This is a genomic window from Roseateles saccharophilus (assembly GCF_031458095.1).
Taxonomy (GTDB): Bacteria; Pseudomonadota; Gammaproteobacteria; order Burkholderiales; family Burkholderiaceae_C; genus Pelomonas; species Pelomonas saccharophila_A.
The window spans coordinates 543,501-564,788 of the sequence record NZ_JAVDXU010000003.1 but is presented as its reverse complement, the minus strand read 5'-3'; the positions used below and the strand labels follow the sequence as shown (position 1 = coordinate 564,788).

Annotated in this window: 19 protein-coding genes; 12 read left to right on the top strand and 7 right to left on the bottom strand. The window is 68.6% G+C overall.

All coding sequences use genetic code 11. From position 1 onward, the window contains the following. Positions 1–63: 63 nt before the first annotated feature. On the bottom strand, positions 64–2,400 hold the full coding sequence (locus J2X20_RS21595) for an ABC transporter permease (RefSeq protein WP_310269286.1): 2,337 nt from the start codon (positions 2,398–2,400) through the stop codon (positions 64–66). Beyond that, entirely contained in the window at positions 2,393–3,094 is a 702-nt protein-coding gene (locus J2X20_RS21590; RefSeq protein ID WP_310269283.1) for an ABC transporter ATP-binding protein, read from the bottom strand. Before J2X20_RS21590 ends, J2X20_RS21595 begins: the two co-directional genes overlap by 8 nt. Positions 3,095–3,229: 135 nt before the next feature. Here J2X20_RS21590 and J2X20_RS21585 point away from each other — a divergent pair, with 135 nt between their 5' ends. The 8 genes from J2X20_RS21585 to urtE all read left to right on the top strand — a co-directional run bounded on the left by J2X20_RS21585 (position 3,230) and on the right by urtE (position 11,623). After that, entirely contained in the window at positions 3,230–3,817 is a 588-nt protein-coding gene (locus J2X20_RS21585) for a hypothetical protein (RefSeq protein WP_310269281.1), read from the top strand. A 252-nt stretch (positions 3,818–4,069) separates the two neighbouring features. Then, positions 4,070–5,092, top strand: coding sequence for a sensor histidine kinase (locus J2X20_RS21580; protein WP_310269278.1), 1,023 nt, complete (start codon positions 4,070–4,072; stop codon positions 5,090–5,092). Positions 5,093–5,168: 76 nt separating this feature from the next. Continuing rightward, complete coding sequence (locus tag J2X20_RS21575; protein WP_310269275.1) at positions 5,169–5,918, top strand: LytR/AlgR family response regulator transcription factor; 750 nt, start codon at positions 5,169–5,171, stop codon at positions 5,916–5,918. 221 nt (positions 5,919–6,139) lie between these two features. Next, complete coding sequence (gene urtA, locus J2X20_RS21570) at positions 6,140–7,393, top strand: urea ABC transporter substrate-binding protein (protein ID WP_310269272.1); 1,254 nt, start codon at positions 6,140–6,142, stop codon at positions 7,391–7,393. A gap of 121 nt (positions 7,394–7,514) precedes the next feature. Beyond that, complete coding sequence (urtB, locus tag J2X20_RS21565) at positions 7,515–9,056, top strand: urea ABC transporter permease subunit UrtB (protein ID WP_310269269.1); 1,542 nt, start codon at positions 7,515–7,517, stop codon at positions 9,054–9,056. Continuing rightward, a complete protein-coding gene (gene urtC, locus J2X20_RS21560; RefSeq protein WP_310269266.1) occupies positions 9,053–10,099 on the top strand; it encodes an urea ABC transporter permease subunit UrtC in 1,047 nt (348 codons plus the stop codon). Before urtB ends, urtC begins: the two co-directional genes overlap by 4 nt. Further along, on the top strand, positions 10,096–10,929 hold the full coding sequence (urtD, locus tag J2X20_RS21555) for an urea ABC transporter ATP-binding protein UrtD (protein ID WP_310269264.1): 834 nt from the start codon (positions 10,096–10,098) through the stop codon (positions 10,927–10,929). Before urtC ends, urtD begins: the two co-directional genes overlap by 4 nt. Next, on the top strand, positions 10,919–11,623 hold the full coding sequence (gene urtE / locus J2X20_RS21550) for an urea ABC transporter ATP-binding subunit UrtE (RefSeq protein WP_310269260.1): 705 nt from the start codon (positions 10,919–10,921) through the stop codon (positions 11,621–11,623). Before urtD ends, urtE begins: the two co-directional genes overlap by 11 nt. Positions 11,624–11,769: 146 nt before the next feature. On the opposite strand, the gene J2X20_RS21545 is transcribed toward urtE, so the two are convergent. From J2X20_RS21545 to egtB, 3 genes are all read right to left on the bottom strand, one after another. Next, a complete protein-coding gene (locus tag J2X20_RS21545) occupies positions 11,770–12,360 on the bottom strand; it encodes a PEP-CTERM sorting domain-containing protein (RefSeq protein ID WP_310269258.1) in 591 nt (196 codons plus the stop codon). Positions 12,361–12,611: 251 nt separating this feature from the next. Continuing rightward, a complete protein-coding gene (egtD, locus tag J2X20_RS21540; RefSeq protein WP_310269256.1) occupies positions 12,612–13,583 on the bottom strand; it encodes an L-histidine N(alpha)-methyltransferase in 972 nt (323 codons plus the stop codon). Next, positions 13,580–14,722: an ergothioneine biosynthesis protein EgtB gene (egtB, locus tag J2X20_RS21535; RefSeq protein WP_310269253.1), complete on the bottom strand. Its 1,143-nt coding sequence runs from the start codon at positions 14,720–14,722 to the stop codon at positions 13,580–13,582. The genes egtD and egtB overlap by 4 nt, the downstream gene beginning before the upstream one ends. 142 nt (positions 14,723–14,864) lie before the next feature. Between egtB and J2X20_RS21530 the strand changes: the two genes are divergently transcribed. From J2X20_RS21530 to J2X20_RS21520, 3 genes are all read left to right on the top strand, one after another. Beyond that, positions 14,865–15,884 carry a TRAP transporter substrate-binding protein gene (locus J2X20_RS21530; protein ID WP_310269250.1) on the top strand — a complete coding sequence of 340 codons (1,020 nt, stop codon included), beginning with the start codon at positions 14,865–14,867 and terminating at the stop codon, positions 15,882–15,884. Then, a complete protein-coding gene (locus J2X20_RS21525) occupies positions 15,881–16,345 on the top strand; it encodes a TRAP transporter small permease (protein ID WP_310269247.1) in 465 nt (154 codons plus the stop codon). Before J2X20_RS21530 ends, J2X20_RS21525 begins: the two co-directional genes overlap by 4 nt. A 379-nt stretch (positions 16,346–16,724) precedes the next feature. After that, positions 16,725–18,035, top strand: coding sequence for a TRAP transporter large permease (locus tag J2X20_RS21520; RefSeq protein WP_310269244.1), 1,311 nt, complete (start codon positions 16,725–16,727; stop codon positions 18,033–18,035). Here J2X20_RS21520 and J2X20_RS21515 read toward each other — a convergent pair. Both J2X20_RS21515 and J2X20_RS21510 read right to left on the bottom strand, forming a co-directional pair. Next, positions 18,007–18,396 (bottom strand): VanZ family protein, encoded by a 390-nt coding sequence (locus tag J2X20_RS21515; RefSeq protein WP_310269242.1) that lies wholly within the window; start codon positions 18,394–18,396, stop codon positions 18,007–18,009. The two genes, J2X20_RS21520 and J2X20_RS21515, sit on opposite strands and share 29 nt — an antisense overlap. 34 nt (positions 18,397–18,430) lie before the next feature. Beyond that, positions 18,431–20,761, bottom strand: coding sequence for a hypothetical protein (locus tag J2X20_RS21510; RefSeq protein ID WP_310269239.1), 2,331 nt, complete (start codon positions 20,759–20,761; stop codon positions 18,431–18,433). A 145-nt stretch (positions 20,762–20,906) separates the two neighbouring features. Here J2X20_RS21510 and J2X20_RS21505 point away from each other — a divergent pair, with 145 nt between their 5' ends. After that, positions 20,907–21,284 (top strand): hypothetical protein, encoded by a 378-nt coding sequence (locus J2X20_RS21505; RefSeq protein WP_310269237.1) that lies wholly within the window; start codon positions 20,907–20,909, stop codon positions 21,282–21,284. Positions 21,285–21,288 lie beyond the last annotated feature (4 nt).

Genomic DNA, 21,288 nt, shown 5'->3' with positions numbered 1-21,288 from the left:
TGCCGGGAGGCGGAGATTGTCTGGTTCCCCGTTGCAAAAGGCGATTGGGGCTTACCGTGACTCTCAGTTGTAAGCCAGGGCTTGCGCGGCGGGAATCCGCAGCGCACGACGCGCGGGCAGGGCGCAGGCGATGAGCGAGATCAAGGCCATCAATCCCAGCCAGCCCAATGCAGTCGCCACGCTCGGCACCAGCCGCCACGGCACGCTGAACATGATGCGGCCGAAGGCGGCTTCGAGCAGGGCGCTGAGGGGCAGGGCCAGGGGTAAGGATGCCAGCCAGGCCAGCGCCACCAGGGTCAGGCCCTCGACCTGGATCAAGGCCAGGATGGCCCCGTTGCGCGCGCCGATGGCCCGCAGTACGCCGATCTCGCGGCGGCGCTCCAGCACGGCCAAGCCCATCGTCGAAGCCAGGCCCATGGCGCCGACGGCGATCATGACGATGCCCATGGCGCCGAGGAAGTCGACCACCATCAGCAGATGGTCCTCGACGACGCGGCGGTTCTCGGCCTGGGACTGGCTCGCGGCGATGGCGATGCCGGCTTCGCTGAAAGCCTCGCGCAGCTGTTGCACGGCGTCGAGCAGGGCGATGGGCGAGCCGGGGCGGTCCAGCCTCAGCACCAGGCTGGTGGCGAGGTCGTTGCCGGCGAGCACGTCCAGCGTGGCGCGCGAGGTGTAGGCCATGGCCTGAGGGCCCGCGTCGACGAGGCCGACGATGGTCCAGTCGTGGTCGGCGATGCGATGTTTGCTGCCGACGGTGAGGGCGGGTTGCTGCCGTTGCAGCAGGCGGCTGACGACGAGTTCGCCATCAACACCGAACCATCGGCCTTCAATCAGGCGCGGCGACAGCAGGCGACCGGAAACACCGAGCAGGGTCAGAGGCTCGCTGCCGAGCTGGGTACGCAGGCCGCGCCAGGCCTCGGCTGCGGCGACACCGGGCACATCGGCGGCCAGCGCTTCCAGCTTGGCCGCCGGCGTGGGAGCGCCGACCCGGATCTGCACCTGGTAGCGCTGCGCCACGAAGAGATCGTCCACCGAGCCGCGCACGGCGCTGCGCAGATTGGCCGCGCCGAGATACACCGCGCCACCGATGGCCAGGGCCAGCACGGTCAGCAGCATGCGCTGGCGGCGCCGAAAGGCGTTGCCCACCGACAGCAGCAGCGGTCGCGCCCAGCCGCCCAGCAGCGGCACGAGGCGCGCCGCGAAGGCGCCGCGCTGCAGGCTCAGGGCCTGGCCCTCGCGAGTGATGCCGATGTCGCGCAGGGCCTCGCCCACGGGTCGGCTCAGGGCAGCGCGCACCGGCAGGGCGGCGGCGGCCAGCGGCAAGGCCAGGCCAACGGCGAGTTGCAGCGCGACTGCCCAGACCGGCGTGGCGATGCCGTCGAGAGGGAAGTTCAGCAGCTCGGCCTTCAGCCCGCCGTAGAGGCGACCCAGCCACAGCGCCGCGGGCAGGGCGATGGCCGATGCCAGCAGGCCCAGCGCACCGGCCTGCGCCAGCACCATCGCGCCGATCTGCCGCGGCGATCCGCCCAGCACCTTCATGACGGCGATCTCTCGGGTCTGCCCGGCCAGCATGGCGCTGACGAGATTGACGACGAGGAAGCCGCAGGCCAGCAGGGCCAGCAGGCCGAAGGCGCCTTGAGTCATCAGCAGCGAGTCCATCTGCGCGGCATGGATGTGCTGGCCGGGTTCGGGGACGTCAACGTTCCTGACCGTGTAGCCGGCGGCGCTGAGCTTGTCCTTCAAGGCGTCGACGCTGCGGCGGACCTCGGCGCGCGTCGGGTGCTCGTCGCGCACGCGGACCTGCAGCTCGTTGAAGCCGGGCGGCGCGCCGAGGCGCGTCAGTGCGGCTTCGCTGCCGTAGAGGTAGACGAGGTTCTCCATCCAGCCCGGCGCCTGGCTGACGTCGCGCACCAGGCCGCGGAGGTCGACCGACTGGGTCTGCCCGCCGGCCAGCTTGAGAGAGACGGGCTCGCCGACGCTGGCGCCGGAGAAGTCCAGCGAGGAGCGCTCGATCCACAGGCCGTCTTCCAAAGGTGACGTGTCGAGCTGCAGCCGGCCGATGTCGGCACGCTGGAAGTCGTCGAGCGCCATGACGACGGCATTGCGCGAGCGGCCATTGGCCTGCACGGCTGCCATCACGCTGCGCCTCAGCCGCGCGGCAGCGATGTCGGGTTGGGCCTTGGCGATGGTCAATGCGTGCGCGTCGGCCCGGTCCAGCACCAGTGTGGCCGAGACCGGCAGGCTGGTGCGGTAGCCGAGGTCGGTGGCGCGTTCGACCAGGGCCCAGGCGTTCAGGATGGTGCCTGCGGCCATCAAGCCCAGGGCCACGGCCAGCACGACCAGGACGCTGCGTGCGCGGTGCTGCCAGAGGTCACGCCAGGTCTTCAACGCTCTAAGCATGGCGGCGGTCCTCGACGAGGCGGCCGTCGCGCAGGCGCAGGCTGCGCTGCACCTGGCCCAGGGCCGCGGCCTCATGCGTGACCATGACGATGGTGACGCCCTGTTCGCGCGCCAGCTCGGCCAGCAGCGTCAGCAGCGCCTCGGCATTGGCCGAGTCGAGGTTGCCGGTGGGCTCGTCGGCGAGCACCAGGGCCGGCGCGTTCGCCAGAGCCCGCGCCAGCGCCACCCGCTGCTGCTGGCCACCCGACAGGGCCACCGGGAATTTGTCGGCCTGGTCGGCCACGCCCAGGCGTTCGAGCAGGGCTCGCGCACGCTCGGGCCGCTCGGCGGCCGGCCAGCGGTCGCAGAAGTCCATCGGCAGCATGACGTTCTCCAGCGCTGTCAGCGTCGGCAGCAGCTGGAAGAACTGGAAGACCACGCCGACGGCCTGGCCGCGCCAGCGCGACAGGGCACGCTCGGGGAGTGCGCGCAGGTCCTGGCCGGCGACGGTCAGCTCGCCACTGCCGGCGCGGTCGATGCCGGCGAGCAGGTTGAGCAGCGTCGACTTGCCGCTGCCCGAGGGGCCGACGACGGCGACGAATTCGCCGGCAGGGATGTCGAGGTCGAGATCGGTCAGCGCATGGAAATCGCCGCCCGCGGCGGGGTAGCTCTTGCCGACGCCGCGCAGGCGGATGAGTGGGGTGTGGGTGTCCATGGCGGCCAATGTAGGAAGCGCCCCGCCCGCTGGCGCGCCGTTCGACGGCACGGTTCTGCCACTCGACGAATCGCCCCTCGCCAGGGGCCGCGCGCATCGCGATGCTGACGGCATTCCTTCTCAACTGGAGACGCCATGAAAGCCCTTGTCCTGTCCCTTGCCCTTGCCTTGTCCGGCATCGCTCACGCCCAGCATGGCGGCGCAGCGCCCACGGGTGCCACTGCCGTGCCGGCTGAGGCCGCGCAGTTCGATTTCCTCGTCGGCCAATGGGAGCTGGAGGTTGCGCCCAAGGTCAACGGCCTGGCCGCCATGATTCACGGCGCGCCCAAGCTGGTGGGCAGCTGGAAGGCCTGGAAGGCCTTCGACGGCTATGGCCTGGACGACGAACTGCGCATCCTGGATGCCTCGGGCAACCCGATGTCGCTGAGCTATGCCCAGCGCATCTTCGACGCCAAGTCCAAGCGCTGGCTGATCAGTGGTCTGGATGTCTACCGCACCCGCTTCGGCAGCAGCAGCGGTGCCTGGCAGGACGGCGAGATGCGCCTGGAAGGCAGCGGCCAGACCAACGACGGCAAGCCCATGCTGACGCGCACCCGCTTCATGGAGATCTCGGCCGAGCGCTTCAAGATGCGCCAGGACCGTTCCTATGACAATGGAGCGAGCTGGGAGGAGGGGACGCTGACCATCGTCGCCAAGCGCATATCGCGGAAGGCGCTCCGCTGAGCCCCTCGTCCAAGGAGTACCTTGGCCGGGACCACGCTGCGGCGGGAGTCCGCAGCGCTTCGGCGGGCATGGCGAGTCCTCAGGACTCACCATGTCCGGCCTCAGCCCCCGAGGGGACGGCGATGCTTGCGGCATTGAACCGCAAGCATCGCCTCAGGCGGGCCGGCTAGGGGCGGCCCGGCGCTCGACCCGCAGGGTTCGTGTGCCGCTGCGCGGCGATCGTGGGATGACAGGTTGATTTGAAAGATATCAATGGGGCGAGCCTGGATCTGGGTGCAATGGCTGATCGGCTGGCTGCCGGTGGCCGCGCTGTTTGCGGTGCTGATGATGACGGTGCATGGCGCCGGCATTCACGAGGCCCTGCATTACTCGCTGCGGCTGATGGCGACCGCGGCCGTGCTCGGCCTGGTCGTGCATCGAGCCACCGCGCGTCTGCCCTGGCCGCATCCGATGCGGCTCGCCTTCATCGCCAAGCATGCGGTGGGCGCAGCGCTCTATGCAGTGGCCTGGGTGGGGTCCAACAGCCTCGTCGAGAGCCTGCGGGTCGGCCATGCCGTCATCGTCATCGGCCCGGGCCTGTCGGCTTATCTCGTCACCGGGATCTGGTTCTACGTGATGATCGCCGGCGTCGCCTATGCCCAGCGCGCCGCCGCCCGCAATGCCGAGCTGGAGGCCTTGCAGGCGCGCAGCCAGCTGGCGGCGCTGCGGGCCCAGTTGCACCCCCACTTCCTGTTCAATGCGCTGCACACCGTGGTGCAGCTGATTCCTCTGGACCCAGAGCGCGCCACGCGGGCCGCCGAGCAGCTGGCGGCATTGCTGCGAGCCAGCTTCGACAACCCCCGCGAGCAGGTCACGCTGCGCGAGGAGTGGAAGGTCGTGCAGCTCTACCTGGACATCGAGGCCATCCGTTTTGGCGAGCGACTGCGCATCGATGCCGAGTTCGGGCCCGGCACGCAGGAGGAGTTGGTGCCCAGCTTCGCCTTGCAGACGCTGGTGGAGAACGCCGTGCGGCACGGCGCCGCACCGCGCGTTGAGGCGACGACGATTCGCATCGGGTCGCGCGCCGAGGCTCAGGAGTTGCTGGTGGTCGTCGAGGACGACGGCATGGGCGCCGAGCCGGCCGCGTTGGAGACCGGCGGCACCGGCCTGCGTCGCTTGCGAGAGCGCCTGGGCTGGCTCTACGGCAGCGGGGCCTCGCTGAACGTTAAGACGACGCCGGGCCACGGCCTGCGGGCCGAGCTGCGCCTGCCTTTGAAATCTCCGGAAGACGAATGATGAGCGCAGCGCCGGGCCGCCCCAAGCAAGCTCGCTCCCGCTTGGCGGGACAGGCCGCAGGCCGAAGGGTGCGCCCATGAGCGCCGTCGTCACCGCCCTGATCGCCGACGACGAGCCCGTCGCCCGCGCCGGCCTGCGTCACCTGCTGCGCGGCCTGCCCTGGCTGCATTGCGTGGGCGAGGCGGCGGATGGCCCGGCGGCCCTGGCCGAGATCCGGCGGCTCAAGCCCGAACTGGTCTTCCTCGACATCCAGATGCCCGGCCTGACGGGCACCGAGGTGCTGCGCCGCCTGGCCGAGTCCGGCACGCCGCCCCTGGTCATCTTCACGACGGCCCATGCCGAGCATGCGATCACCGCCTTCGAGCTGGGTGCCCTGGACTACCTCCTCAAGCCCTTTGGTGCGGAGCGGCTGAACGCGACGCTGGAGCGCGTGCGCGCGGCCCTGGGCGAACCCGTCCCGCCGGCGCTGGAGCGCCTGGCCGAGCTGCTGGGGCGGGGACCGCTGACGCGCCTGTTCGTGCGCAGCGGCGCGGCCATCGTGCCGGTGGCCGTCAGTGAAGTCAGCCATTTCGAGGCCTTGGGTGACTATGTTGCGGTGCACACCGGCGGCGCCCAGCATCTGCTGCATCTGGCCCTGGCGCGGCTGGAGGAGAGGCTGGAGGCCGAGCGCTGGGTGCGCATCCACCGCGGCTGCATCGTCAACCTGGATGCGGTGGCGCGCTTCCGGCGCCTGGCCAACGGCCAGCTCAGCGCCGAGCTGAAGGACGGACGGGCGCTGCTGGTCAGCCGCAGCCGGTCCCAGGTCATGCGCGGCCTGGCCGGCTAGCCAGGACCCAGGCCGGGGCGCGGCCGGCCCGTTTTCGTGCGGCGGCCGAATGCTGCAGTACACCAACGGTGCAAAACGCACCGTGGCAGGGCTGTCATGGGCCGTAAGCGTGCGACCGCCGGGGCCCTTGCGGGTGTGACGAAGTGCACGGAGCTGGCACGAGGCTTGCGCTCTTGCCTTCCGGCTACTCGACCCCCTCATCACAACCCGGAGGACTTCCGATGCTTCGCCGTTCTGCCCTAGCGCTGGCCGCTGCCGCCAGCCTGTTCGCCACTCCCGCCGCCTTTGCCGCCGACACCATCAAGGTCGGCGTGCTGCACTCGCTGTCGGGCACCATGGCCATTTCGGAGACCGTGCTCAAGGACACGGTGCTGATGGCCATCGACGAGATCAATGCCAAGGGCGGTCTGCTCGGCAAGAAGCTGGAGCCGGTGGTGGTTGACCCGGCCTCCAACTGGCCGCTGTTCGCCGAGAAGGCCAAGCAGCTCATCTCGCAGGACAAGGTCGCCGTCGTGTTCGGCTGCTGGACGTCGGTCAGCCGCAAGTCGGTGCTGCCGGTCTTCGAGCAGACCAATTCGCTGCTCTTCTACCCGGTGCAGTACGAAGGTGAGGAACTCAGCAAGAACGTCTTCTACACGGGTGCCGCGCCCAACCAGCAGGCCATCCCCGCCGTGGAATACCTGATGAGCAAGGACGGCGGCGGCGCCAAGCGCTTCGTGCTGCTGGGCACCGACTACGTCTACCCCCGCACCACCAACAAGATCCTGCGCGCCTTCCTGAAGAGCAAGGGCATCCCCGAGGCCGACATCATGGAGGACTACACCCCCTTCGGCCACGCGGACTATCAGTCCATCATCGCCAAGATCAAGAAGTTCGCTGCCGAGGGCAAGAAGACCGCCGTCATCTCGACCATCAACGGCGACTCCAACGTGCCCTTCTACAAGGAACTCGGCAACCAGGGCCTGAAGGCGACCGACGTGCCGGTGGTGGCCTTCTCCGTGGGTGAGGAAGAGCTGCGCGGCGTGGACACCAAGCCGCTGCAGGGCCACCTGGCCGCCTGGAACTACTTCATGTCCATCAAGGCGCCGGCCAACGACGCCTTCATCAAGAAGTGGAGCGACTACGCCAAGGCCAAGGGCATCGCCGGCCACAAGGACAAGCCGCTGACCAACGACCCGATGGAAGCCACCTACATCGGCATCAATATGTGGGCCCAGGCCGTCACCAAGGCCAAGAGCACCGATACCGACAAGGTCATCGCCGCCATGGCCGGCCAGACCTTCACGGCGCCGTCGGGCATCACGTCCAAGATGGATGAGAAGAACCACCACCTGCACAAGTCGGTCTTCATCGGCGAAGTGAAGGCGGACGGCCAGTTCAACGTGGTGTGGAAGACGCCCGGCCCGGTCAAGGCCCAGCCGTGGAGTCCCTACATCCCCGAGAACAAGGGCAAGAAGGACGAACCCACGAAGTGATCGGCCGCGCCGCAGCGAAGGCTGCGGCCGGACGGAACGCTGCCATGGGCGGTGACCCATGGCAGCCACTGCAATGGTGCGCGGACCTGGCGCATCACGGGTTTCGCTCGCTTGGATCTTCATGATCAAACGACTTGTTCTTGGATGGCTGCTCGCGCTGGGCGCGCTGTCGGCTTGGGCCTTGCCGCCCGAGCTGGCATCGCGCATCGCGGCGGGTGAGGGCGACGACCGCGTCGCCGCGCTGCAGCAGGCGCTGGCTGCGGGTGATGCCTCGCTCGGGCCTTTCCTGCGTGCCTTGCAGGATGGCCGTGTGCGGGTGAAGGCCGGGCAGGCCCTGGTCATCGCCGAAGGAGTGACGGCGCCGGCCGATGCCGAGGAGCCGGTGCTGAACAACCGCATGCGCCGCGAGATCGATGCGGCGCTGGCGGGGCTGGACCTGCTGTCGCAGGACCGTGCGACTCGCGCCAAGGCGCTGGCGACGCTGCGTGACGACGCGGATGCGTCCAAGCTGCCGCTGCTGGAAAGGGCGCTGGCAGCAGAGACCGATGCCGAGCTGCGCGCCAACCTGGGTGCGCTGGTGGCCGGTGCCAAGCTGTCGGCCACCGACCCCGGCCAGCGCCGTGCCGCGGCGACGGAGCTGGCGGGCAGCGCCGACCCCGCGACGCGTGCCCTGCTGCTGGAAAAGCTGGCGGCCGAGACCGACCCCGGCGCCAAGGCCGCGATGCAGTCGACCATCGATGCCATCGCCTCCCGCCTCGCCTGGGGCGAGCGCGCCCAGCTGCTGTTCTCCGGCCTCAGCCTGGGATCGGTGCTGCTGCTGGTGGCCCTGGGCCTGGCCATCACCTATGGGCTGATGGGCGTCATCAACATGGCCCATGGCGAGCTGCTGATGGTGGGCGCCTATGCCACCTACTGCGTGCAGCAGGGCTTCAGGGCCTGGGCGCCTGGCGCCTTCGACTACTACCTGTGGATCGCGCTGCCGGCCAGCTTCCTCGCGGCGGCCCTGGTCGGTGCGGCCATGGAGCGCACCGTCATCCGCTGGCTCTATGGCCGGCCGCTGGAAACCCTGCTGGCAACCTGGGGCATCTCGCTGGTGCTGATGCAGGCCGTGCGCACGCTGTTCGGCGCGCAGAACGTGGCCGTGGAGAACCCCACCTGGCTGTCGGGCGGTTGGGCCTTGCTGCCCAACCTGACCCTGCCCTACAACCGCCTGGCCATCCTCGGCTTCGCGGCCCTGGTGCTCGTCGGCATGGCCACGCTGCTGGCCAAGACGCGCCTTGGCTTGATGGTGCGCGGCGTCACTCAGAACCGCCGCATGGCGGCCTGCGTGGGCGTCAACACGGCCAAGGTCGACACCCTGGCCTTCGCGCTGGGTTCGGGCATCGCGGGCCTGGCGGGCTGCGCGCTGAGCCAGATCGGCAATGTCGGCCCTGACCTCGGCCAGAGCTATATCGTCGACGCCTTCATGGTCGTCGTGCTGGGCGGCGTGGGCCAGCTCGCCGGCACCGTCTATGCCGGCCTGGGCCTGGGCGTGCTGTCCAAGCTGCTGGAAGGCTGGCAAGGGGCGGTGCTGGCCAAGATCGCTTTGCTGATGCTGCTGGTGCTGGTCATCCAGAAGAAGCCGCAGGGCCTGTTCGCGTTGAAGGGCAGGTCGGTCGAATGAAGAAGACTTTGCTCATCGCGGTGGCCCTGGTGCTGCTGCTGGTGCCCTTGCTGCACCTCGCCTTCCCACCCGGCCATGCGCTGCACCTCAGCGAGTTCTATGTCGGCCTGCTCGGCAAATTCCTGTGCTTTGCCATCTGCGCGCTGGCGCTGGATCTGATCTGGGGCTTCGGCGGCATCCTGTCGCTGGGCCACGGGCTGTTCTTCGCGTTGGGCGGCTACGGCATGGGCATGTATCTGATGCGCCAGATCGGCCGCGAGGGCCAGTACCAGGCTGACCTGCCGGACTTCATGGTCTTCCTGAACTGGAAGGAGCTGCCCTGGCACTGGGTGCTCAGCGACTCCCTGGTCGGGCAGATCTTCCTGGCGCTGGCGGTGCCCGGCCTGTTGGCCGCGGTGTTCGGCTGGTTCGCCTTCCGCTCGCGCATCCAGGGCGTCTACTTCTCCATCATCACGCAGGCCCTGACGGTGGCGGCCATGCTGCTGTTCTTCCGCAACGAGACGGGCTTTGGCGGCAACAACGGCTTTACCGACTTCAAGCGAATCGCGGGCATACCGCTGAACACGCCGGGCATGAAGGTCGGTCTGTGCGTCGCCAGCGGTGTCGCGCTGATCGCCTGCTACCTGATTGCAAGGGCACTCACGCAGAGCCGCTGGGGCCGCATCCTGCAGGCCATCCGCGACGCCGAGGGCCGCGTGCGCTTCCTGGGCTACGACCCGGTCGCCTTCAAGCTCAGCGCCTACGTCATCTCGGCGCTGATGTGCGCCCTGGCCGGCATCCTCTATGTGCCCCAGGTCGGCATCATCAACCCCGGCGAGATGAGCCCGGCAGCCAGCATCGAGATGGCCATCTGGGCGGCGGTGGGTGGTCGCGGCACGCTGATCGGACCGGTACTGGGCGCCTTCTTCGTCAATGGCACCAAGTCCGTCTTCACGGCCTGGTGGCCCGAGGGCTGGCTCTACATCCTCGGCGGCCTCTTCATCGCAGTGACGCTGTTCCTGCCGCAAGGCTTGATGGGCCTGGCGCGGAGGTTCAAGAAATGACACCGGAACTTCTCGAAGCCGGGTCGGAAGCGCGCTCGCGCGCGTTGACCCGCATCGCCACGGCCGGCGAGCCCATCTTCAACCAGGGGGTGGCCCTCTATGTCGAGGACCTCAAGGTCGCCTTCGACGGCTTCCAGGCGCTGGGTGGTTTGTCGTTCACGGTGGGCGTCGGCGAGCTGCGCTGCGTCATCGGACCCAACGGCGCCGGCAAGACGACGACGATGGACTGTCTCACCGGCAAGACGCGGCCCGACAGCGGTCGCATCTTCTTCGGCAGCAACCTCAACCTGCGCCTGATGAGCGAGCAGCAGATCGCCCGCGCGGGCATCGGCCGCAAGTTCCAGAAGCCGACGGTGTTCGAGGCGCTGACAGTGGCCGAGAACCTGGAGCTGGCGTTGGCCGGCAACCGCAGCGCGCGCTTCGCAATGCGAGCCAAGCTCAGTGGCGAACAGCGCGACCGGCTCGACGAACTGCTGAAGACGGTTCACCTGGCCCCGGAGCGTGAGCGCGTCGCCGGCTTGCTGAGCCATGGCCAGAAGCAGTGGCTGGAGATCGGCATGCTGCTGGCCCAGGACCCCAAGCTGCTGCTGCTGGACGAACCCGTGGCCGGCATGACCGACGAGGAGACCGAGCGCACGGCCGAACTCTTCCTGAGCCTGGAAGGCAAGCATTCGCTCGTCGTCGTCGAGCACGACATGAGCTTTGTCGCCACGCTTGCCGGTGCGCATCGCACGGTCACGGTACTGCACGAAGGCCAGACTTTGGCCGAAGGCACGATGGCCGCCGTTCAATCGGATGAGAAGGTGATCGAGGTGTACCTTGGCCGATGAAACTCTGAAGGTCGAGAACCTGCAGCAGCACTACGGCGGCTCCAACATCCTGCGCGGCCTTAGCTTCGAGCTGAAGCCCGGCGAGATCACCGTCGTGCTGGGCCGCAACGGCGTCGGCAAGACGACGCTGCTGAAGAGCCTGATGGGCGTCGTGCCCATCACCTCCGGCAGCATCACGCTGGCCGGCGAGAACATCAACAAGCTGCGCACCCACCAGCGCGTGCGCGCGGGCCTGGGCTATGTGCCGCAGGGCCGCGAGATCTTCGGGCGCCTGTCGGTCATGGAGAACCTGCAGATGGGCCTGTCCAGCCAGCCGGCCGGAACGCCGCTGCCCAAGGAGTTGTTCGAGCTCTTCCCCGTGCTCGACAAGATGCGCGGCCGCCGCGGCGGCGACCTGTCAGGCGGCCAGCAACAGCAACTCGCCATCGCCCGCGCGCTGGCGCCGGGACCGAAGGTGCTGCTGCTGGACGAGCCGACCGAAGGCATCCAACCCAACGTCATCCAGGACATCGGCCGCGTCATCAAGCATCTGGCCCACGACAAGGGGCTGTCGGTGGTGCTGGTGGAGCAGTTCTATGACTTTGCGGCGGAGCTGGCGGACCAGTATCTGCTGATGCAGCGGGGCGAGATCGTCATGCGGGGGCGCGGGGCCGACATGGCGGCGGAAGGGGTGAGGGAGCGGTTGGCGATCTGAGCCTTCGCCGAGCGATTGAGGCGTACAGGCGCCTTTCGAGGAGCTTGGAGTGAAGTTGTCAACCTCGACACAGATCGGTTTGTGTAGTCGGAGATCGCAGCGCTCAATCCAACCTACCGAGCGCCCGGGCAAGCGCCATCCTCACGTCAAAGAGGCCGCCTCGCAGCCCTGGTGACTACAACGGTCATTCCCATTGCCAAAAGCAGCAAGGTGGCTGGCTCAGGCACTGCGGTGATCGCTTGGAACGTCACGGAGCCGACCGTAGGCATCGAAAGCACACCACCACTGGTGGACACGTTGATGAACTGCTCAGTGTGGATGGGGTCGGGGTCGGTGACGGGCCCGAAGTTGGTGACGAGGGTGTTTCCGGCGCTGCCAAACTCTGGCATGTCAAAGCTGATCCAATTTGGCCCCAACGGCTCTCCCAACCCTCCGCAACAGCGTGATGCTACCCACGTGGACGAGGGTGTCGTAACGGAGAAAGTACCCAGGCCAGCAATCGCAATGCTGGTCTGAAGGTGAGTTATGTATCTCGGATCGCCCCCCTGAACAGGTATGACGTTGTCGGTGTCAGAGATGGCGGTGATGGTAAAGGCAGCGTTGGTGAAAGCTGTTCCCGACAAGGTGCCTGAACCTGTTCCGGTATACACGTACGAAATAGGCGCTGCGAGCGAAACGCAGGGTTGAAGTGCAACGATTGCGATCCCGAGCACGGCAGCTTTGGCAAGCTTCAACATGGGCTTCTCCTGATCGACGTTGGACAGAGCACGTCTTGCTCAAGCCGATGCTACGCCTCGGGAGGCGGGGCCTAACTACTATTTCAGGGGACACGCCGCGGCAAGAGCAGCTTCGTCGATCGATGCTGACGGGGATCGCTCCGCTCCCCCGTGACGGGCGTGCTGGCGGTCTGAGGTCCGCTCTATCCTCTGGTAAAAGAAGCGCGCGCCCTGTGCGCGCGCTGTGGTGATCTCACATCATGCAGCGCGGCTCACCCGTCCTGCGCCTCCAGCCACAACACCGCAAACCACCCGTTCTCATCTGTCCACACCTTGCCCGGCTTGAAGCCGGCGCGCTGGGCCAGCGCCTGGAAGCCCGACACGGTGTATTTGTGCGAATGCTCGGTGTGCAGGGTCTCGCCCTCGTGGAAGGCATAGGTCTCGCCGCCCAGCTGCAGCTCCAGCGGCCGCGTGGCACGCAGATGCATTTCGATGCGGCGGTAGGCCGGGTTGTAGAAGGCCAGGTGCTCGAAGCCGTCCGGCGGGAACTCGGCACCGAGCTCCTGGCGGGCGCGGTCCAGCAGGTTCATGTTGAAGGCAGCCGTCACGCCGGCGGCGTCGTTGTAGGCCGCGTGCAGCACGTCGTGATCCTTCTCGAGATCAATGCCGATCAGCAGCCCGCCACCGGCCAGCTCGCTGGCCGCCAGGCGCAGGAAGGCATCGGCCTCGCTGGGCGTGAAATTGCCGATGCTGGAGCCGGGGAAGAAGCCGACGCGGCGGCTGCCCTCGGCGCAGGGCGGCAGCGTGTGTGGCCGCGTGAAATCGGCCACCAGGGGCTGGATGGCGAGGCCGGGATAGTCGCCCGCCAGGCCGTCGCAGGCGGCCAGCAGATGGGGGCCCGAGATGTCGACGGGCACGAACTCGACGCTGTCGCGCGGCATGGCGTCCAGCAGCAGCCGCACCTTGCGCAGGGCGCCGGCGCCGTACTCGATGAGCTGCACCTGGGGACCGAATTGCGTGGCCATGTCGCGGGCGTGGGCCCGCAGCAGCGCGAGCTCGGTGCGCGTCGGGTAGTACTCGGGCAGCTCGCAGATCTGCTCGAAGAGCCTGGAGCCCGCTTCGTCGTAGAAGTATTTGGGCGAGATGGCCTTGGGCGCGCGGCTCAGGGCGGCGTGCAGGTCGGCTGCGAATTGTTCGCTGTCTGCCGAAGCGCGGGGCCGGCGCCATTCGATTCCTGGTTTCATCTTGCGAGCCTCACTCCACTGAACTGCCAGCGCGCGGCCGGCGGGAAAAAATTGCGGTAACTCGGTCGTGCATGGCCGGGCGGGGTCGCAAGGCTGCCGCCGCGCAGCACCTGCTGCCCCACCATGAACTTGCCGTTGTATTCACCGACCGCGCCTGCCGCCGGCTTGAAGCCGGGGTAGGGCGCATAGCTGGAGCGTGTCCATTGCCAGGCCTGGTCGGTGGCGTTCGCGAAGCCCGGCAAACCGCATGCCGCCTCCCACTCGAATTCGGTGGGCAGGCGGGCGCCGGCCCATTCGGCAAAGGCGCAGGCCTCGTAGAAGCTGAGCTGCTGGACGGGGGCATCCGGGTCCAGCGGCTGCACGCCGTGCAGGCTGAAGACGCTGCCGTCCTCCTGCCAGTAGACGGGCCGCTGCCAGCCTTGGGCCTGCACGGCGGCCCAGCCGTCGGACAGCCACAAAAGCGGCTCGCGGTAGCCACCGGAGGCGATGAAGTCGGCGTACTCGCCGCAGGTCACGAGGCGGTTGCTGATCTCGAAGGGAGCGACGAGGGCCTGGTGGCGCGGGCCCTCGTTGTCGAAGGCAAAGCCGTCGCCGTCGTGTCCGATGTCGACGATGCCGCCCGCATGCCTCAACCAGGCCTGCTCGGGCGCCACGGCGCGGGCCGGTGCGGATGGGTCGTAGGCGGGCAGCAGCGGGTTGCAGGAGAAGGCGTGCAGGATGTCGGTCAGCAGCAGCTCCTGGTGCTGCTGCTCGTGATGACAGCCGAGCTCGATGAGGCCGCGCGCCGGCTCGGGCGCGAAAGCCAGCAGATCGGCCAGGGCGGCGTCGACATGGCCGCGATAGGCCTTGACCTCGGTGAGCGAAGGCCGGCTCAGCAGGCCGCGCTGCGGGCGCGCGTGGCGAGGGCCAAGGCTTTCGTAATAGGAGTTGAAGAGCCGCGGCCAGCGCTCGTCGAAGACGCAGTAGTCCGGCAGATGGGGCGCCAGCACCAGGGTCTCGAAGAACCAGGTGGTGTGGGCCAGATGCCATTTGGCAGGGCTGGCATCGGGCATGGACTGCAACTGGGCGTCCTCGTCCGACAGGGGCGAGGCCAGGGCGAGCGAATGGGCACGGGTGGCGCGGAGCAGCTCGGTCAACATGGGTGTCACCGTATCGCAAACTGCTGCCAACGGTATGTCAGTGCAGGGACTTTGGCTGTAGGACAGTCCCCCTAGGGTGCAAGCCGATCAACCGGGCTGGCCACTTCCCCTAGGATGCCGCCACACAACAAGGAGACCGGGCATGAAAGCTGCCGTTTTCATCGCCGCCCTGCTGGCCGCCACCGCGGTGCGGGCCAACGAGCCCATCACGCTGAAGGTGCATCATTTCTGGCCGCCCGGCGCGATGCCGCCGACGCAGATCCTGGCGCCCTGGTGCGACAAGATCGCGGCCGACTCGGGCAACCGCCTCAGATGCCAGGTCTACCCGGCCATGCAGCTCGGCGGCACGCCGGCCCAGCTCATCGACCAGGTCAAGGACGGCGTCGTCGACATCGCCTTCACACTGCCGGGCTACACGGCCGGGCGCTTCCCCATCATGGAGGTCTTCGAGTTGCCCTTCATGACCAACTCGGCCGAGGCCGCCTCGCGCGCCGCCTGGGACTTCTACGGCAAGTACGCCGTCAAGGAGTTCGCCGCCGTCAAGCCGCTGATGTTCGCCACGCATGACGAGGGCTATCTGCACACCCGCGACAAGCAGATCAAGACCCTGGCCGACTTCAAGGGCCTGAAGCTGCGTGCGCCGACGCGCCAGACCAACAAGCTGCTGGCGTCCCTCGGCGCCTCGCCCGTCGGCATGCCGCTGCCGGCCGTGGCCGACGCCGTCAGCAAGGGCACCATCGACGGCTTTGCCCTGCCCTGGGAGGTCATCCCGTCGGTCAAGCTGCACGAGATGGTCAAGTTCCATACCGAGACCGACCCGAGCCGGCCGGCCCTGTACAGCGCCGTCTTCGTGCTGGCGATGAATCCGGCGAAGTACGACAGCCTGCCGGCCGACCTGAAGGCCGTCATCGACAAGAACTCAGGCGCCGCGCTGTCTCAGGCCGCCGGCCGCACCTGGGATGCCAGCCAGGCCCCGGGGCGCAAGCCGGCCGTGGACCGCGGCAACGTCTTCTACACGGTGCCGGCCGCCGAGGTGGACAACTGGATCAAGGCCAGCCACCCGCTGTATGACGACTGGGCCGCCGACATGGACAAGCGCGGCCTGCCCGGCAAGCAGATGCTGGCCGAGGCGCAAGCCCTGCTGGCCAAGTACAAGAAGTGAAATGGCTTGAGAAGCTGGCGGCGGCCTTCGCGCTGATGGGCGGCTTGTGCGCCTTGCTCGTCGCGGCCATGACGCTGTGGAGCGTCATCGGCCGCAACCTGTTCGCGCATCCCGTGCAGGGCGACATCGAGCTGAGCCAGATCGGCATTGCCCTGGCCATCGCGCTGTGCCTGCCCTGGTGCCAGTTGAGGCGCGGCAACATCATCGTGGACTTCTTCACCCAGGCCGCGCCCGAGCGCGTCAATGGCGCCCTGGACCGCTTCGGCGCGCTGCTGCTGGCCGTCATGCTGGGCTTGCTGGCCTGGCGCACCGGTATGGGCGCGCTGGCTGTCGACGAGGCCGGTGAGCAGACCATGATCCTGGGACTGCCGATGTGGTGGGCCTACGCCATCCTGGCGCCGGGGTTGGCGTTGACGGCGGTCATTGCCGTCGCGCAGGCCGTCAGGCGAGGGGATGCTTGATGGGCTGCTGTTTGTTGTTGGTGAGGCCCAGCCGGGAGTTCGCCCCGGCGGGCGACCTACTTTTTGGGCGTCCAAAACGTAGGCAAAAAGTCGCCCCCGAACCGCCCGCCCCTCGCAAAGCGAGGGGTTCCCTGCGGTGCGCCGTCCTTGAGGCCCCGCGCAAAACTCCCGCCGCGGCCCGAGGGCCGCTGTGGTCAAACAGTTGCGCGGAGTCAGAGCTTGAAGCGTGCTGGCGCACGCGGCCTCAAGGCCGTACGCTCCTCGGCGGGACTCAAAGGGGGAGTGAAGGAACAGCCGCGACCGGCAGAGTGACGCGCGTGGCACCTGGCTGTTCGGCTGTTTGGGATTCCCCCTTTGAAACCGCCGAGATCGGGAACCGATGACCGCCGGCCTGCTTATCTTCGGCCTCATGCTCGCGCTGATGGCCCTGCGCGTGCCCATCGCGGCGGCCATGTTCATTCCCGGTGCCCTGGGCTATGCCTGGATGAGCAATGACGCGGCCCTGCTGAATCTCATCAAGGGTTCGGCCGTCGCCCGCCTGACGGTCTACGAACTCTCCGTCATCCCGCTCTTCCTGCTGATGGGCCAGTTCGCCACGCAGGGCGGCTTGTCCAAGGCGTTGTTCCGCGCCGCGTCGGCCTGGGTCGGCCATTGGCGCGGCGGCCTGGCCTTTGCGGCCATCCTCGCGTCGGCGGCCTTCGGTTCGGTCTGCGGCTCGTCGGTGGCCACCTGCGCCACCATCACCCAGGTGGCCTACGGCGAGATGAAGGCGGCGGGCTATCACGGCCGGTTGTCCACAGCGGTGCTCGCCACCGGAGGAACATTGGGCATCCTGATCCCGCCCTCGGTGCCGCTGATCGTCTACGCCATCCTGACCGAACAGAACATCGCCAAGCTTTTCGCCGCGGCCTTCATTCCGGGTCTGATTGCGACAGCGGGTTATCTCGCCGTCATCGCCATCACCTGCCGGCTGCGACCCCATCTGGCCGTGCCGGGGCCGCGCCACGGCTGGGGCGAGCGCTGGCGGGCGCTGCTGGGCGTGTGGCCGCTGCTGGCCATCTTTGTCGTCGTCTTCGGCGGCATCTACGGCGGCTGGTTCAGCCCTACCGAGGGCGCGTCGGTCGGCGCGCTGGCGACGCTGACCAGCGGCCTGCTGTCGGGCGAACTGCGCGGCGAGGGGCTCAAGCGCGCGCTGCTCGGCACGGCCGAGACGACGGCCATGGTCTTCATGATCTTCCTCGGCGCCGACATGATGAACTCGGCCCTGGCCTTGACGCAGATGCCGACGCATCTGGCGCAATGGGTGGGCGGCCTGCCGGTGCCGCCGCTGGCCATCGTGGCCGGCGTGCTGGCCTTCTACGTCATCCTCGGTTGCGTGATGGACGAGCTGTCCATGCTGCTGCTGACCATCCCCGTCATCTTCCCGACCATCATGGGCCTGGACCTGTGGGGCCTGGCGGCCGAGCCCAAGGCCATCTGGTTCGGCATCCTGGTGCTGATGACGGTGGGCATAGGCATGCTGGCGCCGCCGGTGGGGCTGAATGTCTATGTCGTCAACGGCATGGCGCGTGAGGTGCCCATGAACGAGACCTACAAGGGCGTCATGCCCTTCCTGGCCAGCGATGTGCTGAGGCTGCTGCTGCTTCTCTTCGTACCCGCCGTCACCGTGGGCGTGCTGCGCTGGCTGTGATGGGCCAGGCGGTGATCAGGCCGAGGGCGATGCCGACGCTGTCGGCCACCACGTCATGCCAGTCGGCCTCGCGCGGCGGCAGAAAGCTCTGCGCGATCTCGATGCCAATGCCGTAGCCGACCAGGGCGGCCACCAGCCAACCCCATTGGCGCGGCTGCTGCCAGACCGCCCAGACGCTGCTGAAGGCCAGCGAGGCAAAGGCGAGGGCGTGGTTGGACTTGTCCCAGCCGGTCGTGACGGTCTTGGGCGGTGCGGGGCTCAAGGCCAGCCAGGTGATGGCGATGAGCAGGACGGCGAGCAGCGCGCGCCACAGGGCGCGGCGCTCGGGGGCGGTGCAGAGATTGAGGATGAAGCGGGGCATGGCGGGCGGCATTGTGGCGCGCCCGCCGGCGCCTTCATTTCATCTGCAGCATCCAGCCCTTGGCTTGGCGCAGGTGGGCGACGAGCTGAGCCTGGGCCGCGCCAACCGCCGGGTCGGCCGGGTTGAGCTTTTCCAGCAGAGCCGCGTCGATCAGCTCGCGCGATGTCGAGTTCAGCATCCAGTTCATCGAGGGCTGGCGCTGGCCCGGCACGGCGGGCAGGCGCAGCTCGGCCACCTGGCCACAGCCGCCGACGCGCTTGATGAGCTCGACCGCCGAGTCCCGGCCGCGGGCGTTGTTGCTGTTCAGGATGCCCTGGCCGGGCGCGACGACTTCGTTCAGGCCCATATGCGTCGCACGGTAGCGGCGGCCGTTCAGCGGTTGGGCGTCGGCGGCGGTGGGCGCGTCGCGGCACAGCCAGTCGTCGACCAGGGCCGGCGTGTTGGCGAGCAGCAGCAGGCGCAGCCGCGAGCGGTCCAGGATGCCCTGGCGGGCGCAGTCGTCCTCGGGCTTGCAGAGCTTGAGCCGGCCGCTGGCCTCGAGGTCGCGCAGCAGGTCGGACAGCAGCAGGGTTGCGCTGGCTTCCACATAGCCGCCGTCGCCCAGGCGATCCCAGACGCGGCCGACATCGCTGTTCTCGGCGTCCTTGTGCGCCTCCTTGAAGACGACGGCCCCGGCCGGGCTGATATAGGGGAAGCGGGCGCTGTTGTGCACGGCCTGGGCCAGCGTCATGCGGTCGACATCCAGGCCGATGGAGGGGTCGAGCAGGTCGATGCCGTCGCCGCTGGGCAGCAGGAAGTCGGACTGGTAGACGCGCTGGCCACGCGACAGGGCGGTCGTGTTCAGGGCCAGCAGAGGCAGCCACTCGGCGTCGGTGGAGCGGGCATGCAGGGCCGTCATGGGCGCGGACCACGGATTGGGGTGGGCGGTCGGACGCAGCGGGCATTGCGTGGCCAGGCTCTTGGGCCAGTCGTGCGCCCAGACCTTCTCCAGGCCGAGCGACCGGTCGACGCCGGCGATGGCCACCGGCAGGAAGCGCTGCACCAGGTCGGGGTAGAGCATGTCGCCCACCGGCGTGGCGAGGTGGTCGCGGCCGGTGAAATCGCGCACCAGCTTCCAGGGCGTGCAGTTGGCGGCGTCCATGGCCTGGCGGCGTGCGTCCACGGCAGCGACAAAGCTGGCCGCGCCCAGGGCCCCGCCCGAGGTGCCGCTGATGGCGAAGACCGAGTCGGCGAAGTTGACGCCCTGTTGCTCGCCCAGATCCTGCAGGCGCGCCATCGAGGCGCTGCCCCAGTAGGCCGCACGCGAGGCGCCACCGGCCACGGCGACGAGGACGAGGGGGCGCTTGCCGTCCGCGCCGACGGTGCGCAGCCAGGTCTGCAGCCAGGCGTCCGCGGGCTGGCGCGGCGCGATGGCGCTGGCCGCGCTGCGCTCGGGGTCGGCCACGCGGTGGTTGTCGTTCAGCGGTGCGAAGGCGATGAAGAGCAGCAGCGGAAGCACGGTCAGCGGCATGCGGATCAAGGCCTTGGGCGCATAGGTCAGCAGCACGCCGCCGAAGACGATCCAGCTGCCCATGGCGAGCAGCACCAGGGCCGGCGAACCGATGGCACGCGCCGTCGCTTCGGGCCAGGCCACCAGGGCGGCGAAGAGGGCCCATTGCAGCAGCAGCACCAGCACGATGAGGACGCGCGATGGCGTGCTCATGCGGTCCTCGCGCTCCATCTGCGCGATGGCTTCGCGCCGGCCGTTCAGGGCCAGGATGCGCGCCAGCCACGAGTCGCTGCCGAGCCTGAGCAGCCAGGCGCGGCGCTTCCAGACGAAGAGATAGAGGCCCAGCGTCATGGCCAGCAGGCCGACGCCGATGAGGCGTTCGCGTGCCTGCATCAGGAAGAAGGTCGTGATGGGCAGGCCGCCGCCAAGGACGAGGCCGCGCGGCAGCCAGCGGCGCAGGCGCTCGGCAAAGCCGGCATGGGTGCATTCGCCCAGGGTGTCGGGCTTGAAGCGGCGGTCCAGCAGCAGGCGGCTGACATACCAGGCCATCAGCAGCCACAGGCCGAAGGCGAACACGAGGAGGGCCGTCTGCAGGCTGCCGACTTCCAGCGACAGCAGGGTCTCGCGAGCCTGCTCCAGGCCCAGCAGCACGACGACGCCAGCGATGACGATGCCGACCGGAAAGGCGCACAGGCCGAGGGCGCGCAGCAGATAGAGCATGCGCGGCACGTCGCCGCCTTCAGGCGCGGGCGGTGCAGGTGGCTGCTCAGGGGGCGGGGGCGGGCTGGGCTCGGGGGAACCAGGCGGGGGCGGCGGCGGGGAGAACGTCGGCGGCGGCTTGGGCTCGTGGGGCGGGTAGACGACCGGAATCAGCATGGCCCGGACTCTAGCCGCGGGCTGTGATGCGTCCAAGACGGGTCAGGGGCCACGGCGCCTCGTGAAAAACCCTCGCCGGGCAGCCAGGCGAGGGCCGGCAGGCATACAGTGCCGACGGACAACGGTGTCGAGGGAGGATCAAAACATGGACAACGGTCAACTGCTGCCTTTGCTGGGCGGTTTCGCGCTGGGGGCAGCGCTGGGGGGTGGGGCCGTGTATGCCTGGGTGGCCAAGAGGCTCAAGCGCGAGCACGAACGTGTGGTGCATGTCGAGCAGTCGCGCCAATTGGGCGCCCAGCAGCTGACCCAGGCGCGCAAGCAGGTCGAACAGTTGCAGCGCGAATGCCATGAGCTGCGCCTGGCCGTGCGGCCTGCGCCTCGCCCGGCCCCTCCGCCCCCCGCACCCATCGACGCCGCCGAGGCCACGCGCCGCTATGTCGAGGCCAAGCTGCAGCCGGCCGCGCCGGCCGAGGAGCCCAAGCCTTTCAAGGACACCGTGGTGCTCCCGAAGTCCCAGTACTAGGGGC

What these genes read in the sequence shown, in the direction of transcription:
- J2X20_RS21595 (WP_310269286.1), bottom strand. Translation starts at nt 2,400, where the DNA reads ATGCTTAGAGCGTTGAAGACCTGGCGTGACCTCTGGCAGCACCGCGCA.
- J2X20_RS21580 (WP_310269278.1), top strand. Translation starts at nt 4,070, where the DNA reads ATGGGGCGAGCCTGGATCTGGGTGCAATGGCTGATCGGCTGGCTGCCG.
- J2X20_RS21510 (WP_310269239.1), bottom strand. Translation starts at nt 20,761, where the DNA reads ATGCTGATTCCGGTCGTCTACCCGCCCCACGAGCCCAAGCCGCCGCCG.
- J2X20_RS21515 (WP_310269242.1), bottom strand. Translation starts at nt 18,396, where the DNA reads ATGCCCCGCTTCATCCTCAATCTCTGCACCGCCCCCGAGCGCCGCGCC.
- urtD (WP_310269264.1), top strand. Translation starts at nt 10,096, where the DNA reads ATGACACCGGAACTTCTCGAAGCCGGGTCGGAAGCGCGCTCGCGCGCG.
- urtC (WP_310269266.1), top strand. Translation starts at nt 9,053, where the DNA reads ATGAAGAAGACTTTGCTCATCGCGGTGGCCCTGGTGCTGCTGCTGGTG.
- urtB (WP_310269269.1), top strand. Translation starts at nt 7,515, where the DNA reads ATGATCAAACGACTTGTTCTTGGATGGCTGCTCGCGCTGGGCGCGCTG.
- J2X20_RS21505 (WP_310269237.1), top strand. Translation starts at nt 20,907, where the DNA reads ATGGACAACGGTCAACTGCTGCCTTTGCTGGGCGGTTTCGCGCTGGGG.
- J2X20_RS21575 (WP_310269275.1), top strand. Translation starts at nt 5,169, where the DNA reads ATGAGCGCCGTCGTCACCGCCCTGATCGCCGACGACGAGCCCGTCGCC.
- J2X20_RS21520 (WP_310269244.1), top strand. Translation starts at nt 16,725, where the DNA reads ATGACCGCCGGCCTGCTTATCTTCGGCCTCATGCTCGCGCTGATGGCC.
- J2X20_RS21585 (WP_310269281.1), top strand. Translation starts at nt 3,230, where the DNA reads ATGAAAGCCCTTGTCCTGTCCCTTGCCCTTGCCTTGTCCGGCATCGCT.
- egtB (WP_310269253.1), bottom strand. Translation starts at nt 14,722, where the DNA reads ATGTTGACCGAGCTGCTCCGCGCCACCCGTGCCCATTCGCTCGCCCTG.
- egtD (WP_310269256.1), bottom strand. Translation starts at nt 13,583, where the DNA reads ATGAAACCAGGAATCGAATGGCGCCGGCCCCGCGCTTCGGCAGACAGC.
- urtA (WP_310269272.1), top strand. Translation starts at nt 6,140, where the DNA reads ATGCTTCGCCGTTCTGCCCTAGCGCTGGCCGCTGCCGCCAGCCTGTTC.
- J2X20_RS21530 (WP_310269250.1), top strand. Translation starts at nt 14,865, where the DNA reads ATGAAAGCTGCCGTTTTCATCGCCGCCCTGCTGGCCGCCACCGCGGTG.
- J2X20_RS21590 (WP_310269283.1), bottom strand. Translation starts at nt 3,094, where the DNA reads ATGGACACCCACACCCCACTCATCCGCCTGCGCGGCGTCGGCAAGAGC.
- J2X20_RS21545 (WP_310269258.1), bottom strand. Translation starts at nt 12,360, where the DNA reads ATGTTGAAGCTTGCCAAAGCTGCCGTGCTCGGGATCGCAATCGTTGCA.